This window comes from Bdellovibrio bacteriovorus str. Tiberius, from assembly GCF_000317895.1.
GTDB classification, from domain to species: Bacteria; Bdellovibrionota; Bdellovibrionia; order Bdellovibrionales; family Bdellovibrionaceae; genus Bdellovibrio; species Bdellovibrio bacteriovorus_F.
In genome coordinates, this window is record NC_019567.1 from 3,295,140 (window position 1) to 3,309,300 (window position 14,161).

Consider the following 14,161-nt stretch of genomic DNA (forward strand, 5'->3'; position numbering starts at 1 on the left):
TTCTGATTTACTCTTCGTTTTTAATAGAACTTTACTGAAGGGTTCGGGACAGTTTCTTAACGGAAGGTAATTTTTTAGACCTGGTCGGTGGACAAAGCTCTCGCCTGTTCAGGCGAGAGCTTGTGAATTGTGTAAGGAACTAGACCAGCTTGCGAAGCACGTAATGGAGGATGCCCCCATTTTTGTAGTACTCAAGTTCAACCGCGGTGTCGATGCGAGAACGTACTTTCACGTCCTCTTTCTGACCGTTGGCGCGATGAATGGTCAACGTCAAATCCTGCTGCGGCTTCATCCCGGCTGCAATGCCGGAAATATCGAAAGTCTCAGTGCCATCCAAATGCAAAGTCTTGCGATCAGTGCCCGGATGGAATTGCAAAGGCAGAACCCCCATACCAATCAGGTTGGAACGGTGAATACGCTCAAAACTTTCCGCGATCACAGCTTTCACACCCAACAAACGAGTGCCCTTGGCTGCCCAGTCACGGGAAGATCCTGTGCCGTACTCTTTACCCGCGATCACCACCAAAGGTGTCATCGTGGACTGATACTTCACGGAGGCATCGTAAATGGCCAGCGTTTCGCCGCTTGGCACGTACTTGGTCATGCCGCCTTCCACACCCTGAAGCATTTCGTTCTTGATGCGGATATTGGCAAACGTACCACGCACCATCACCTCGTCATTACCACGACGGGATCCGTACGAGTTGAAGTCATGAGCTTCCACTCCATGGGACGTCAGATAACGTCCTGCCGGAGAATCTTTCTTAATACTTCCGGCCGGTGAAATATGGTCCGTCGTGATAGAATCACCCAAGATAGCCAAAGGACGAGCCCCTTTCACATCATGAACCGCTTCCGGCTTCAGACCCATGCCTTCAAAGTACGGTGGATTCTTGATGTAGGTGCTTTTTTCCCAGCTGTATACCTGTGATGACGTGGTATTGATTTTCTGCCAGTCTTCTGTGCCCGCGAAAACATTTCCATAACGAGTGTCGAACATTTTCGTTTCAACAGTCTTGTTGATGGTATCCTGGATTTCCTGAGTACTTGGCCAGATGTCTTTCAGGTACACCGGCTTGCCGGCAGAATCTTCGCCCAGAGAATCCCTGGTGATATCGATCATCATATTACCCGCCAAAGCGTGCGCCACCACCAGCATCGGGGACGCCAGATAGTTCGCTTTCACGTGCGGATTGATACGGCCTTCAAAGTTGCGGTTTCCGGAAAGAACCGACGCCACAACCAGATTTCCTTTTTCAACGGCCCCTGCCACCGGCGCATCCAGCGGACCGGAATTTCCGATACAAGTCGTGCAACCATAACCCACAAGATTGAAGCCAAGTTTATCCAGATAAGTCTGCAAACCTGCGCGCTCTAGATAGTCCGTCACCACCTGAGACCCCGGAGCCAGGGATGTTTTCACCCACGGCTTCACGGTCAGGCCTTTTTCCACGGCTTTCTTCGCCACCAGACCGGCACCGATCATCACCGAGGGATTGGAAGTGTTCGTGCAACTGGTGATCGCGGCGATAACCACATCCCCGTGACCCAAAGAATAATTTTGACTGTCCACAGCAACCGCCGACGCGGATTTGGTCGTTTTGTCGGCTTCTACCTGGAATCCTGCGACCAGTTGTTTTTTGAAGTCTTCAGCAGCTCCAGCCAGAACCACACGGTCCTGCGGGCGTTTCGGTCCTGCCAGTGACGGCACCACCGTGGACATGTCCAGATGAAGAGTGTCGTTGAAGTGATAGTGCTTTTCAGCTTCTTCTGAACGCCACAAACCGGTTTCTTTTGCATAAGCCTCAACCAAAGCAATCGTTGCGGCATCACGGCCGGACAGACGCAGATACTTCATTGTCTGTTCGTCCACCGGGAAGAACCCGCAGGTTGCACCGTATTCCGGAGCCATGTTGGCAATCGTCGCACGATCCGCCAAGGACATGGACGCCAGACCCGGGCCATAGAATTCAACAAATTTTCCGACCACACCTTTTTTTCGCAGCATCTGCGTGATGGTCAGAACAAGATCCGTCGCGGTCGTGCCTTCTTGCATCTTGCCATCCAGCTTAAATCCGACCACTTCCGGAATCAGCATGCTGAGAGGTTGCCCCAGCATCACCGCTTCCGCCTCGATACCACCGACACCCCAGCCCAGCACGGCCAGACCGTTGATCATGGTGGTATGACTGTCTGTGCCCACCAGCGTGTCCGGGAAGGCATTGGCACCATCCGACCCTTGATTGGACCAAACCGTTTTACCCAAATACTCCAGATTCACCTGGTGGCAAATACCGGTGCCCGGCGGAACCACTTTGAAATTCTGAAACGCGTTCTGCCCCCATTTCAGGAAGACATAACGTTCGTGGTTTCGTTCAAATTCCATCTTAACGTTTTCATCAAAGGACTTCGGCGTACCGAAAGCATCGACCATCACCGAGTGGTCAATCACCAGATCCACTGGCACCAGCGGGTTGATCTTTTTCGGATCACCACCCAGAGCTTTCATCGCGTCACGCATTGCTGCCAGATCCACGACTGCCGGTACACCGGTGAAGTCCTGCATCAGCACTCGCGCCGGGAAGAAAGAAATTTCGCGGGAAAGGGATTCGGTGCTCAGGCTCAGCAGGGAATCAATGTCCTCTTTGCTGACATGCAGACCATCCTCGTGGCGCAGAAGGTTTTCCAAAAGGACCTTCAGCGACACCGGTAGTTTTTTTATATTGGGATGCTGGATTTTCTGAGCGTTGAAAGTGGTGTAGCTCTGAGAGCCCACCTGAAGTTTCGATTTCGTCTTAAAACTGTCTTTGGATTGAATGAACATGAGAGGCTCCTTCCTCTCAATTCCACTCCCCTCTTAGGAATTTATCAAGCCAAAAAGCCCCGATCTGGGTTTTCACATCGCTGACTTTTCCCTCGAGAACAAGCTGCATCAGATCCGCGGGTTTTACTTCGACAACCTCAATAAACTCGCCCTGATCCAGACGCTGTTGGAGCTGAGTCAAATCCTTGGCCAGATACAAATCAATGTGTTCGTTGGAATAACCAATGACCGGGTGAATTGTGGTCAGGAACTTCCAGTCTTTGGCTTCATAACCGGTCTCTTCGAGCAGTTCTCGTTTTGCTGTCAGCAGGGTTTCTTCATTGTGATCCCTTTTTCCGGCCGGGAACTCGAGAAAAACTTTCTTTACGGCATGGCGGTACTGATGAATCATCACGACATTTCCATTCGGCAAAAGCGGAATCATCATGGCCGCGCCGGGATGCAGAATGTATTCACGAGTGTACGTGCGCCCGTCAGGGGCCCGCACCTGATCCTGTTCAATTTTGAGGTATCGTCCTTTAAAAATCTGACGCGTGGACAGCGTCTTTTCTTCCAAATGCTTCATGGTGTTCAGAGTCTCATACAGACACGCTGAAGTCGCTCCATTTCGTCTGGACCAAAGATGGTCCCGCCTTTTGTCCAAAAGGTGTAGAATGGATGAGGCTCATAGATGTTGAATTCAAGAGTGTTGTATAGACTTGTGTTAAATCAAATTTGAAAGATCAGGAGGATCACTATGAGAGCTTTGACCAAGGTGGGAATATTCATGTCCACCGCTCTTCTTGCTTCGCTCATGTTTGCCCAGGATGCAAACGCCCAACGCCGCCTTAGTCGCGGTCCCAGCCTTTCAGGCGACATGTCTTTGGGAATCGGTCTGTCGACTGTTTCTGCCGGACAAAATGACATGAACTCGTTGATTGACGCCGCTCGTGCGAGCGCCGCCAACGCTGACACCAAATCTCTGGGCAGTGCCTGGGAATTTTATGCCAACTGGTCTTACCGCTTCAGCGGGACTTCTTATGCATTTGTCTTCCGCCCTTCTTACTTCATGCAAAGCACTGAAGGTTCAGGCACTGACGGAAGTTACGATTACAAACTGACGGGATTCACTGTCTTCCCGATCTTCCGCATGTATCCGCTGGAAAATTCTTTCATCAAGTTCTACATGCAGACAGGCCTGGGTTACGGTTCCTTGAGTGGTGAAATCACCGCCGGCACCAAGAATCTGGATTTCAAAGGCAGTGCCTTTGGCGCCATGGGTGGTATCGGTGTGGACTTCTGCTTCACCGACGCTCACTGTCTGACGGTGGAAGGCAATATCCGTTACATGCCTATTGAACGAAATCTGACAACCGGAGGAAACTGTACCGGTGCCAGCGACATCCCGGGCGTCAGCCAGTGCGGTGGCGATTCCGAAGTCGAGCGCAATGGCAAGGACTTGTCGACGACCATGTCCGGAGTGCAGGGCCTGATCGGTTACACGATGAATTTCTAGCAAGACTAGTGTCTTGTTTCAGTACTGATTCGCTCAAAAAGCCACCTCCAGAAGGTGGCTTTTTTTATTCCCGCCCTGAGACACCAGGCGACTTTAGAAGTCTTCAGTTTTTGCCGATATTTTAACAAGCATGAATACACGGGACGTGAATAAAATCGCCATATTAGGGATGATCGTATCGATCCTCTCTGCCTGCTCGGACGCCAGTCCGACAGTGTCGATTCTGCGTTCTGTGGAAAGTCTTGAGTTCAATCCAAGTCACGTTGTCACTTCCAGCCTGAACAGTGTGCCATTACAAGCCTCTTGCGCCAACTTCATCGGCAACATCGACATGAGTCTCGATGGCGGTGTCACCTGGATCACGCCGACCAGTTATGACGTCACCGCGCCGTCATCGTGTGTGAACGGCAAGTTCACCGTCAGTCTGTCCAATCTGAAATCCCCGTGGAGCTCTTTGGCGATTTCACCCGGGCAAACTCTGAAAGTGAAATTCCGCGCACAACCGCGCAAGAACAATTTCTTCTACAAAGAAGTAACAGTGCTTTATTCCCCGTCATCCACCCGCAGTCAGGACATCCTGATTGGCAGTGCCGAACAGGCCGGTGGTGGATACCGCGTAAAAAGCCGCCTTCGTCATCAGCAGCAGCATGTCGCCACGGGCGGCAACTTTAAAATCAAAGGGAGAATCACAGAATGAAAAATCTGATTTATTCCCTTATGCTGATTTTGACGACAGCTTCGGTTCCGGCTCAGGCAGCTTCGCCGTCGCCAGGTCCGTTGTTCACTTATGAAGGTTTGCTGACGGATGCCGCGGGCACTCCGATCACCACAACCCAGACCGTTCTTTTACAGATTATCTATCCATCCACTTGTGTGGTGTTTGAAGAAACCCACAGCATCACCCCTGGTTCCAGCGGTGAATTCAGTGTGATTGTCGGCAGTGGCACACGCACGGATTCCACGGGCAATACCGCGGATCGCATTTTTGCGTCTGCCGGCAGTGTGACCTGTTCTGACACCAGCACCGTGACGGCATCGGGATTCACAACCCGTTCTTTGCGCGTGCGTGTGGGCGGAACCGATCTGACGCCGGATGTGGCGATCAATACGGTTCCATTTGCCATCAATGCCGCCCGTCTTGCCGACAAAACCGCCGCAGACTTTGTACAGGTTTCAGCGTCGACAACTCAAACCAATGTTGACAGTGTTTTCAGCCGCTACAGCACTTTGAACAGTGTTTTGAATATGTTCACAACAGCGGGCGCCAACGGTCAGGTTCTGATTGGCACTGGCACCGGCTATACCCCGGCAAATTTGACGGCGGGTTCCGGTATCAATATCACCAACTCTTCCGGTGGCATTACGATTTCTGCCAGCGGTGGAGGCGGCTCGGTCACTTCCGTGACAGCCCAATCACCTTTGGGTGTTGCCGGAACTGCAGCCGTGCCGGATCTGTTCATCACACAAGCCAACTCCACCACTAACGGTTATTTGAGTTCCGCAGACTGGCAGGCCTTCAACAACAAGCAAGACAAGTCCCTTTCCACGGGCCGAATTTGGGTTGGCAGCAGCGGCATGTCTGTGGAAGTTCCCGTCAGTGGCGATGCGACTTTGGATTACTCTGGTGCCCTCAGCCTTGCAAGTGTCGGCACCCCTGGCACTTATCCCAAAGTGACCGTTGATGCGAAAGGCCGCGTGACTGCGGGCTCAGCACTGGTGGCTGCGGATATTCCGTCCCTGGACTGGAATAAAATCACCACGGGTTTGCCATCTTCACTTTCTGGTTATGGCATCCTGGATGCTGTTAAAAACTTTGGTGGCACGGCAGGAATCATGTCTGGCATAGATGCGGCCCGTCCGGCTGCGGGTAATGCAGGCCTTCTTTATATTTCTTCAGACACTCATCAGATCTATCGCGACAATGGGTCCTCATGGAGCACTCTGGGGGGCGGTGGAGCGGCAACCCCGATCAGTCTTACGTCCCAAGTCACGGGAGTCCTGCCCATTGCGAACGGTGGTACTGGTGCATCCTCTGTTGTTGGCGCGATGGCGACTCTATCCCCGCTGACAAGCAAAGGCGATATTCTGGTTCACAACGGTACAAACAACGTTCGCCTGCCTGCGGGATCCCCTGGCCAGGTTCTGACCGCGGATACTGCTGATGCCAACGGTGTGAAATGGATCTCGATTCCCACGGGCACCGTCACGAATGTGACTGGCACGGCTCCGGTGGTTGTTTCCAACAACACCACAACGCCGACTATCTCGGTCAACGATGCCACCGCCAGCACCAAAGGTGTTGTGCAAATCGGAAGTGGTCTGAATGTCACATCCGGCACCGTCAGCGTGAATCCGGCATCATTCCCTTCGATAGTCCCGGTTTCAAAAGGTGGTACCGGCACTGGCACCATCGCGGCAAATAAAATACTGATGACCAACGGATCAGCCAATGCATTCACTGAATTTTCGTGCGGCATCGGTCAGGCCATTGCCTTTGATGCCATGGGTGTTGCCGGCTGTTCCAGCTACAGTTCCTTGGGTGTGATTGTGAATTCAGGGAACTCTTTGGGAATCCCGATGATCGTGGGCACCAACGATGCCTTCAGCCTGTCGCTTGAAACCAACAATACGACCCGCATGACGATCGACGATAACGGCCGCGTGGGTATTGGAACAACCACCCCAGCGACGCCCCTGCATGTGCTCGGATCCGGTGAAGTGGCGCGCTTCGTGTCTTCGGCCACAGGTGGTGTGGTGTTAGATTCCACGGCGCTGAATTATAATCCGTCTTTGATCTACAGAAAAACCAATATCAATCGCTGGTCGATGATGGTTAATGCGGTATCCGAAAGCGGATCCAACCTGGGTTCGAACTTCAGTATCCTTCGCTATGATGACGCTGGCACCACGCTGGGAGCGGCAGTGACAATTGATCGCGCCACCGGGAACTTTGGTATCAATACCGCGGCACCGACTTACACCATTCACGTGACCGGGACTGCCGGATTAAGTACAGGTTCTGCATGGACAGTGGCATCCGATGCACGCCTGAAAGACGTGCATGGCGATTATGAATACGGCTTGAATGAAATTCTGAAACTGCACACAGTTCGTTACAATTACAAAGCTGGCAACGCCGCGAAAATCCCTTCGGATGTTCCTATGGTGGGCTTCATCGCCCAGGAAGTTCAGCAGGTGATTCCGGATGCAGTGAAAACCCGCGCTGACGGCTATCTTGAACTGAATGTCGACCCCATTCACTGGGCGACCGTGAATGCGGTGAAAGACCTTCACGGCATGTGCAAAGCCACGCAGGATCAACTGAACACCATCACTCGAAAAGTCGCTTCTTTGGAAGAAGATGCTGCTGCGAAAGACCTGCGCATCAAGGCGCTGGAAGATGAAAACAAGAGTCTCAAAAAAGACCTGGAAATGATCAAAGCCAAACTTGGCCTGCAGTAATCTCATTTCGAAACTTCAAAACATACCATTACAGTACGACGTGTGGGGGATACTTCCACAGTTTTTACAATTTTGTTAATCTTATAGATAGCTGATTGTAGAGGTACGTAATGACAAAATCACTATTGATGGCCGTGCTGTTGGTGTCCCCTTTCGCACTGGCGAAAAAACAAAATGAACCCAATCTTCGCGCGCGTGGCCTGCTGAAAAAAATCACCTGCAGTTATCACGGCAGCGGAAAAACCCCTACCGGCGAAAGCATCGGATCGGTGGACTTTGCCGATCCGGAAAAAACCGTCTGTGATCCCCTGGGCAGCGGTTCTGCCAACAATACCGAAAACGGTCTGTTTGCGAAGCTCTTCGTAAAAAGCCCTGAGATGTCCAGTCCGGTCAAAAGCGTGATGGACTATTACAACAACGGTGTGAAGCTTGAGCAGGATCTGTATTTTTCGGACGTCAATGTACCGACGCGCGTTTTCACTGACGGCTTTGCCACCAGGAACGGCGAAGTGCTGATGGATGCCAGCGGCAACAAACTGATCGAAAACTTTGCCATCGAATACACCTCCGTCCTGAAACTTTCAGATCAGGATCGTGAAGGCCACTATGAAATTTCATTGCTGTCTGATGACGGTGCCCGCCTGTTTGTGAAAGAGGGCGACGCATGGAATGAACTGGTGAATAACGACGGCGTGCACCCGACCCGTCTGGGCTGTCCTTTCCGCACGGTGGAAATGAAAAAGGACACCGAACTGCCGATCCGTATTCTGTACTATCAGGGGCCGCGCTATCACATTGCCAATGTGATGCTGTGGAAACATCACAAAAAGGCCCAAAGCTGGAAAAAGCCTTCGTCGCATTCCCTGTGCGGCATTCAAAGCAACAATTTCTTCTACAACCCGAACAACGGAAAAAAACAAGCGGCGGTGAAGTTCCTGGAAGCCACGGGCTGGGATGTGGTTGCGCCGGCCAACTTCCGCATGCCTCCTTTGAAACCGAATCCGTGCGTGGAACCGGACTTTGCTTTAAGCGACTTCAAGGTGGCCTCGGTGGCCGCTCCGAATGCAGAAATTACCTGGTCGACAAACTTCCCGTCCTCAAGCCAGATCTATATCGTCAATATCTTCACGGGTGAGGAAATGTACACCGCGGTTGATAGCGAGATGGTCACAAGCCATAAAGCCGTCTTAAGCGGTCTGATCCATGGTTTGCAGTATCAGGTTCAGGCCATCAGCGTGGATGCAAGCGGTAAAGAGCTTCGCAGCCCTGCCATCATGCTTCTGCCATAAGCTTATCATTCCTTCCGGGAATACTAAGTTTCCACCTGCTAACTTGCCAGTCCCCCGGTTTTTAAATAGAAACCGGGGCCATGAAAGCACTTCTGATCAGTTTTATTCTTTTGATCTGCTCCCCCGCCTGGTCCCTGCAGTCAGCCTTTGGCGGCACGATTGAAGGTTTAAGCATTCCCAATTCGCACGAAGTATATAGCGACGCCAGTGGCGCTCGTGTGGTGCGTGGGATGGAGCCCAGAAACAAGGCCCAGATTCATGAGCTGCTGGATTCCGGCATCGAAGAAGTTCTGATCTTTAAAACCGACACCAAAGGCGAAGTGGCCAAAGAAATCACCCAGCTGCAAAACGCGGGTCTTTCTGCCGCGGCGATCACTCATGTGCCCTTTCCGTGGAAAGACCTGCATGACTACAAAGCGGCCTGCCGCATGACGATTGAGGCTTTAAAAACAATTGAAAGATCAGTAAAGGCCGGAAGAAGCATTTACTTCCACTGCACGGTGGGTGAAGACCGCACGGGTTATCTGGCGGGTCTGTGGGGCCTGTGGACCGGTGAATTTGAAACGGCAGCACAGGCCTTTAAAACCGAAATGTGTGCCCGGGGTTATGAAGCGGGTAATCCACGCAAGCCTTACAAAGAGGTTGTCGCCAAGATTCGTGAAACACTGACGCCGACCTATCTGAAAATGGCCACGGTGCTGACAGAAGCCCGCGCACGCGGGCAGAACCTGCACGGGTCCCTGTGCAATCAGGAACCCGTGATTGAAAACGCTGCGGCTTTCCGCTGCGTCAGCAAAAGAAACTAGAACATGGTGTTGGTATTTGCGGCCTTTTCAGGAATCTCCTGAATCACGTCCCAGTGCTCGACAATCTTGCCGCCTTCAACACGGAAGATGTCCACGATCGCGCGTCCGCGGTCGTCTTTGTTCTGTTTGGACAAGACATGCAAAACCACCAGATCCCCTTCAGCAACCACACGCTTGATTTCGCTGCGAGCTTCAGGATTGGCTTTGAAGTGCGGAATGAAATAGCCCGTGAACGGTTTCACCCCGTCCGGAACCATGGGATTGTGCTGAATGTACTTTGAACCAAAGTACTTGTCGGCGGCTTCCTGAACCTTGTGATCTCGAAAGACCATATTATAGAAATCAGTGACGATTTTTTTATTTTCTTCCACGGTGGTTTTCTTTGCCATCGCCGGAAGGGCCAAAGACAGAATCAATGCGGCAGTTACTGCTTTAAATGCTTTCATCGAATGCCCTTTCTAGTAACCAATGGTGAAACGTTGTTTAAGGTGCAGGGATTTTTCCAGTTCATCCACCATGGCGACAGCATAGTCGGCGGTGGAAATTCGGCTTTCGTTTTTTGCATCAAAGACCGGATTGTCTTTTCCCAGACGGAACTTGCCGGTGCGAGGCCCTGGTTCGATCATCAGTGCCGGACTGAAGAAGGTCCAATCCAGATCGTTCTGGGTGCGGATGAAGTTCAGAATCTCGCGCGTGGCGCGTGCGCCGTCTTTCCATTCCGCGGGGAACTGAGGCGTATCCACCAACTGCACTCCCGGAGAAATCTCCAAAGACCCGGCCCCACCCACAATCAGCAGACGTTTGATGCCAGCTTTTTTCGTTGCGGCTGCATAGGATTTGGCGCCAGTCACACTCATGTCAGTTCCTGGATTATAGGCACTCACAACAGCGTCCTGACCCTTCAGAATTTCAGCCAGCTTGTCCGTGTCAGTGACATCGGCTTTTTTCACCAGCAGATTTTCGCGGGATTTGATTTTTTCGGGATTTCTGACAATGGCGGTGACTTTGTGTCCGCGGCTTAGCAGTTCTTCCAAAATGTCGGTTCCGATAAATCCGGAAGCTCCGATCAGTGCTACATTCATGGTTTTCTCCTTTGTTAGTAACCATATTTGTTACAGTTTAATGCAAAAAAACAGAAGCCCTAGTCGACCTTGTGAACCAGATCCGAAAGCTTCGTCTGCTTCAGCTGATCTGCCACGCAGTCATTCACTTCCGAAAATACCGGCGTCAGCAGCTTCGCCATGCTGGTGCTGACAGGACATCTTGTATTGGGCCGGTTCGGGTTGAAAGCAAATACGTCGGATTCACCAACGGCCTGATAAATGTCACGCAGGGTGATCTTCTCTGCCGGTCGGGCCAGTTCGACTCCGCCGCCTTTTCCCTGATGACAAGTCAGCAGACCCGCTTTGGAAAGCTCGGCCATCAGACGGCGCACCACCACCGGATTGGTGTTGACGCTTCCCGCCACAATGTCGCTCTTCAGAAGCTCCCCATTGGGGGCATCGTGAGCTACCAGGGTCATAATATGAGTCGCAACTGCGAATCTGCTATTAGCTGCCATACTGTAACTATATTAGTTTCATTTAAGCCCGTCAAGAGGTCATTTATCAGCCCCCGCGGTTGAGGGGCATCCCTGTTGATTTTTTACCTGGGACCTGATTATCTGTCCCATATGGAAACAAAATACTTATCAGGTTTCGGAAATCACTTTTCCACAGAAGCTCGCCCGAACTCTTTGCCTCAGGACCAGAACTCTCCACAAAAGGCCCCGGCGGGTCTTTACCCTGAACAGCTTAGCGGCACGGCCTTTACAGCTCCTCGTCATTCCAATATGTTTTCCTGGCTGTATCGCATCCGCCCGTCCGTGATGCACAAGCCTTTTGCTCCGTTGAAGGATCTGACTTCCAAAACCTTCTTCAAGCCTCAGCACATCAATCCCAATCAAATGCGCTGGAATCCGCTGGCTGAAACTTCCGCGAAGCAGGATTTCGTGGAAGGCATCCGCACGGTGTGTGGCACAGGCTCTGTGCACGAACAACGTGGTTTGAATGCGCATCTTTATTCCTTCAACAAGTCCATGGACACGCGTTACTTCATGAATGCCGATGGTGACTTCCTGCTGGTTCCTCAAAAAGGTTCTTTGCATGTGAAAACCGAAATGGGCTTTATGGAAGTTGAACCCGGCGAAATCGCACTGGTTCCCCGTGGAATGAAGTTCCAGGTGAATCCACTGAAAGAAGGCACCACTTGCACTGGTTATATCGGTGAAAACTTTGGTGCGGCATTCAGACTGCCGGATCTGGGCCCGATTGGCGCCAACGGCCTTGCACACCGTCGTCACTTCCTGACTCCGGTGGCGGCGTTCGAAGACAAAGAAGGAAAGTTTGAACTGGTCGGCAAATTTGCCGGCGAACTGTGGGGCGCTGAAATCGGTCACTCGCCACTGGATGTGGTTGCATGGCATGGAAACTTTGTTCCATTCAAGTATGACCTACGCAAATTTAACACCATCAACACTGTCAGCTATGATCATCCAGATCCATCCATCTTCACTGTGCTGACTTCACCAAGTGAAGTTCCGGGCACCGCGAACGTGGACTTTGCGATCTTCCCGCCACGCTGGATGGTGGGTGAACACACCTTCCGCCCGCCGTACTTCCACCGCAACTGCATGAGCGAATACATGGGTTTGATCTATGGCGAATACGACGCGAAAACCGCTGGGGGCTTTGTTCCTGGCGGCGGCAGCCTGCACAACTTCTATTCCGCTCACGGGCCGGATGTGGATGCATTTGAAAAAGCCAGCAACGCGGATTTGAAACCGCACAAAATCGAAGCCACCATGGCCTTTATGTTTGAATCCCGTTCACCATATATGGTGACGGACTTCGCGATGGGAAAAGACTTCCTGCAGGACGACTATCAGAACTGCTGGCAGGGTTTTAAGAAATACTTCAAATAAAGAAAAAGCCGGGGCAACCCGGCTTTTTTATTTCATTCGGGCGTGAAAAATACGCGTGTCGTATTCAATCCGCACCATTCCGTTTTTCTGATATTTATCGAAGATCGCTTCCAATTCGGCTTTCATCGCGGGATACGCTGCACTGTCCATCTGAGGCATGTACGAAGAAGACAACAACCGCCCCAGCAATCCTGCGAAATCCAGATCCTGATAATTGAAAATCACATGCTCATTGTAGGCACCCAGAAAACTTTCAATCTGCGCCTGATCGATATTGTTGTGACGAACCTGCTTATAATCTGAACCATAGTTCGCAATCAGTGCTTCATAGTCCACGTTAAATCCCGTGCCCGTCATACGACGATCATTCCAGATCAACGCCGCCGTTCCCGGCGATTTCAGAATGCGTTTGAACTCTTTCTGCGTCGCCACCGGCTCAAACCAGTGAAAGGCTTGAGCGGCAATCACGAAATCCACGCTGTCGGCAGGCAGCCCGGTGTTTTCCGATGAACCGTTCACACTGTGAAAGTCAGGATAACCCACCAGCGTCTTTTCAGCAGCAGCCCGCATTTTGGCGTTGGGCTCTACACCGTAAACTTTGTTTCCGTTGTCCAAAAAGATCTCGGTCGAAATCCCCGTCCCCGAACCCACATCAGCCACCGCCATGTCCGGCCTTAACCCCAATTGGTCGATGAAAAACTTAAGCAGTTCGGAGGGATACGAGGGTCGAAACTTGACGTAGTTATCAACCCGGTCACTAAAGCGTTGAGTCGGTTTGAAATCCATATCTGAACTATACCGCAACGCTTCGGAAAAGTAAGCAGGTACCTTTTAGTTGGGGTTGATGATGTCCATTTTCTTTTGGATTTTAACGGGCGTCATATGGCCGTTGCCGGATTCGGTGTACCCGATCAACTCGACAGTGGCTGTGACTTTTTCAGGGCTGCCGATTGGCAAGCCGCCGCACTTGATCGGACAAGTCAGATCAAGAATTTCGTTGTTGGTCATGCGCACCGGAATACCAATGGCATCCAGCTGATAGTCAGAATAAGTGCAGGTGTAAGAACGAATTGAGGACTTGAAGGTGACCTGAATCATTGCCGGCGCAAAAAATTCCCCACTGCGGTTGGCGATACGAATCTGTGGAATATCAATGTACGGAGAAGCAATATCACGACGATTTGATCCGTCCTGATAAGCCATGCAGCTGATGGACGTGGAATGAATGACGAAGGCCTCTTTTTGCACCGTCATTTCCACGGCGGCTTGAGTTGTCATGGCAAACAAAAACACCAAAGCGCTGGCGGCTTTTTTCATAATTCC

General features: G+C 51.5%; 13 protein-coding genes. 6 read left to right on the forward strand and 7 right to left on the reverse strand.

Annotated elements, in window-relative coordinates:
• Window positions 1-139: 139 nt before the first annotated feature.
• Together acnA and BDT_RS15580 are read right to left on the reverse strand one after the other, a co-directional pair.
• Window positions 140-2,824, reverse strand: a complete 2,685-nt coding sequence (acnA, locus tag BDT_RS15575) for an aconitate hydratase AcnA (protein WP_015092198.1) — start codon at window positions 2,822-2,824, stop codon at window positions 140-142.
• Window positions 2,825-2,840: 16 nt separating this feature from the next.
• Window positions 2,841-3,389, reverse strand: coding sequence for an NUDIX domain-containing protein (locus BDT_RS15580; RefSeq protein ID WP_015092199.1), 549 nt, complete (start codon window positions 3,387-3,389; stop codon window positions 2,841-2,843).
• A 171-nt stretch (window positions 3,390-3,560) separates the two neighbouring features.
• Here BDT_RS15580 and BDT_RS15585 point away from each other — a divergent pair, with 171 nt between their 5' ends.
• From BDT_RS15585 to BDT_RS15605, 5 genes are all read left to right on the forward strand, one after another.
• Entirely contained in the window at window positions 3,561-4,319 is a 759-nt protein-coding gene (locus BDT_RS15585) for a hypothetical protein (protein ID WP_041577956.1), read from the forward strand.
• A 130-nt stretch (window positions 4,320-4,449) separates the two neighbouring features.
• Window positions 4,450-5,016: a hypothetical protein gene (locus BDT_RS15590; protein WP_235046156.1), complete on the forward strand. Its 567-nt coding sequence runs from the start codon at window positions 4,450-4,452 to the stop codon at window positions 5,014-5,016.
• A complete protein-coding gene (locus BDT_RS15595; protein WP_015092202.1) occupies window positions 5,013-7,781 on the forward strand; it encodes a tail fiber domain-containing protein in 2,769 nt (922 codons plus the stop codon). The genes BDT_RS15590 and BDT_RS15595 overlap by 4 nt, the downstream gene beginning before the upstream one ends.
• Window positions 7,782-7,891: 110 nt before the next feature.
• The gene (locus BDT_RS15600; protein ID WP_015092203.1) at window positions 7,892-9,070 is read left to right on the forward strand and encodes a hypothetical protein; all 1,179 of its coding nucleotides are present in this window, start codon (window positions 7,892-7,894) and stop codon (window positions 9,068-9,070) included.
• Between the two features lie 80 nt (window positions 9,071-9,150).
• Window positions 9,151-9,876 carry a phosphatase domain-containing putative toxin gene (locus tag BDT_RS15605; protein ID WP_015092204.1) on the forward strand — a complete coding sequence of 242 codons (726 nt, stop codon included), beginning with the start codon at window positions 9,151-9,153 and terminating at the stop codon, window positions 9,874-9,876.
• Here BDT_RS15605 and BDT_RS15610 read toward each other — a convergent pair.
• From BDT_RS15610 to BDT_RS15620, 3 genes are all read right to left on the reverse strand, one after another.
• A complete protein-coding gene (locus BDT_RS15610) occupies window positions 9,873-10,265 on the reverse strand; it encodes a nuclear transport factor 2 family protein (RefSeq protein WP_419144696.1) in 393 nt (130 codons plus the stop codon). The genes BDT_RS15605 and BDT_RS15610 overlap by 4 nt on opposite strands.
• Before the next feature lie 69 nt (window positions 10,266-10,334).
• Complete coding sequence (locus BDT_RS15615) at window positions 10,335-10,958, reverse strand: NAD(P)-dependent oxidoreductase (protein WP_015092206.1); 624 nt, start codon at window positions 10,956-10,958, stop codon at window positions 10,335-10,337.
• A 59-nt stretch (window positions 10,959-11,017) separates the two neighbouring features.
• Window positions 11,018-11,437, reverse strand: a complete 420-nt coding sequence (locus BDT_RS15620) for an RrF2 family transcriptional regulator (protein ID WP_041577957.1) — start codon at window positions 11,435-11,437, stop codon at window positions 11,018-11,020.
• Window positions 11,438-11,548: 111 nt separating this feature from the next.
• On the opposite strand from BDT_RS15620, the gene hmgA reads away from it, so the two are divergent.
• Window positions 11,549-12,838: a homogentisate 1,2-dioxygenase gene (gene hmgA, locus BDT_RS15625; RefSeq protein ID WP_235046157.1), complete on the forward strand. Its 1,290-nt coding sequence runs from the start codon at window positions 11,549-11,551 to the stop codon at window positions 12,836-12,838.
• A gap of 27 nt (window positions 12,839-12,865) precedes the next feature.
• Here the strand turns inward: hmgA and BDT_RS15630 are convergent, their stop codons facing one another.
• A complete protein-coding gene (locus BDT_RS15630) occupies window positions 12,866-13,624 on the reverse strand; it encodes a class I SAM-dependent methyltransferase (protein ID WP_041577958.1) in 759 nt (252 codons plus the stop codon).
• Window positions 13,625-13,669: 45 nt separating this feature from the next.
• The gene (locus BDT_RS15635; RefSeq protein WP_015092210.1) at window positions 13,670-14,155 is read right to left on the reverse strand and encodes a hypothetical protein; all 486 of its coding nucleotides are present in this window, start codon (window positions 14,153-14,155) and stop codon (window positions 13,670-13,672) included.
• Between the last annotated feature and the right edge of the window lie 6 nt (window positions 14,156-14,161).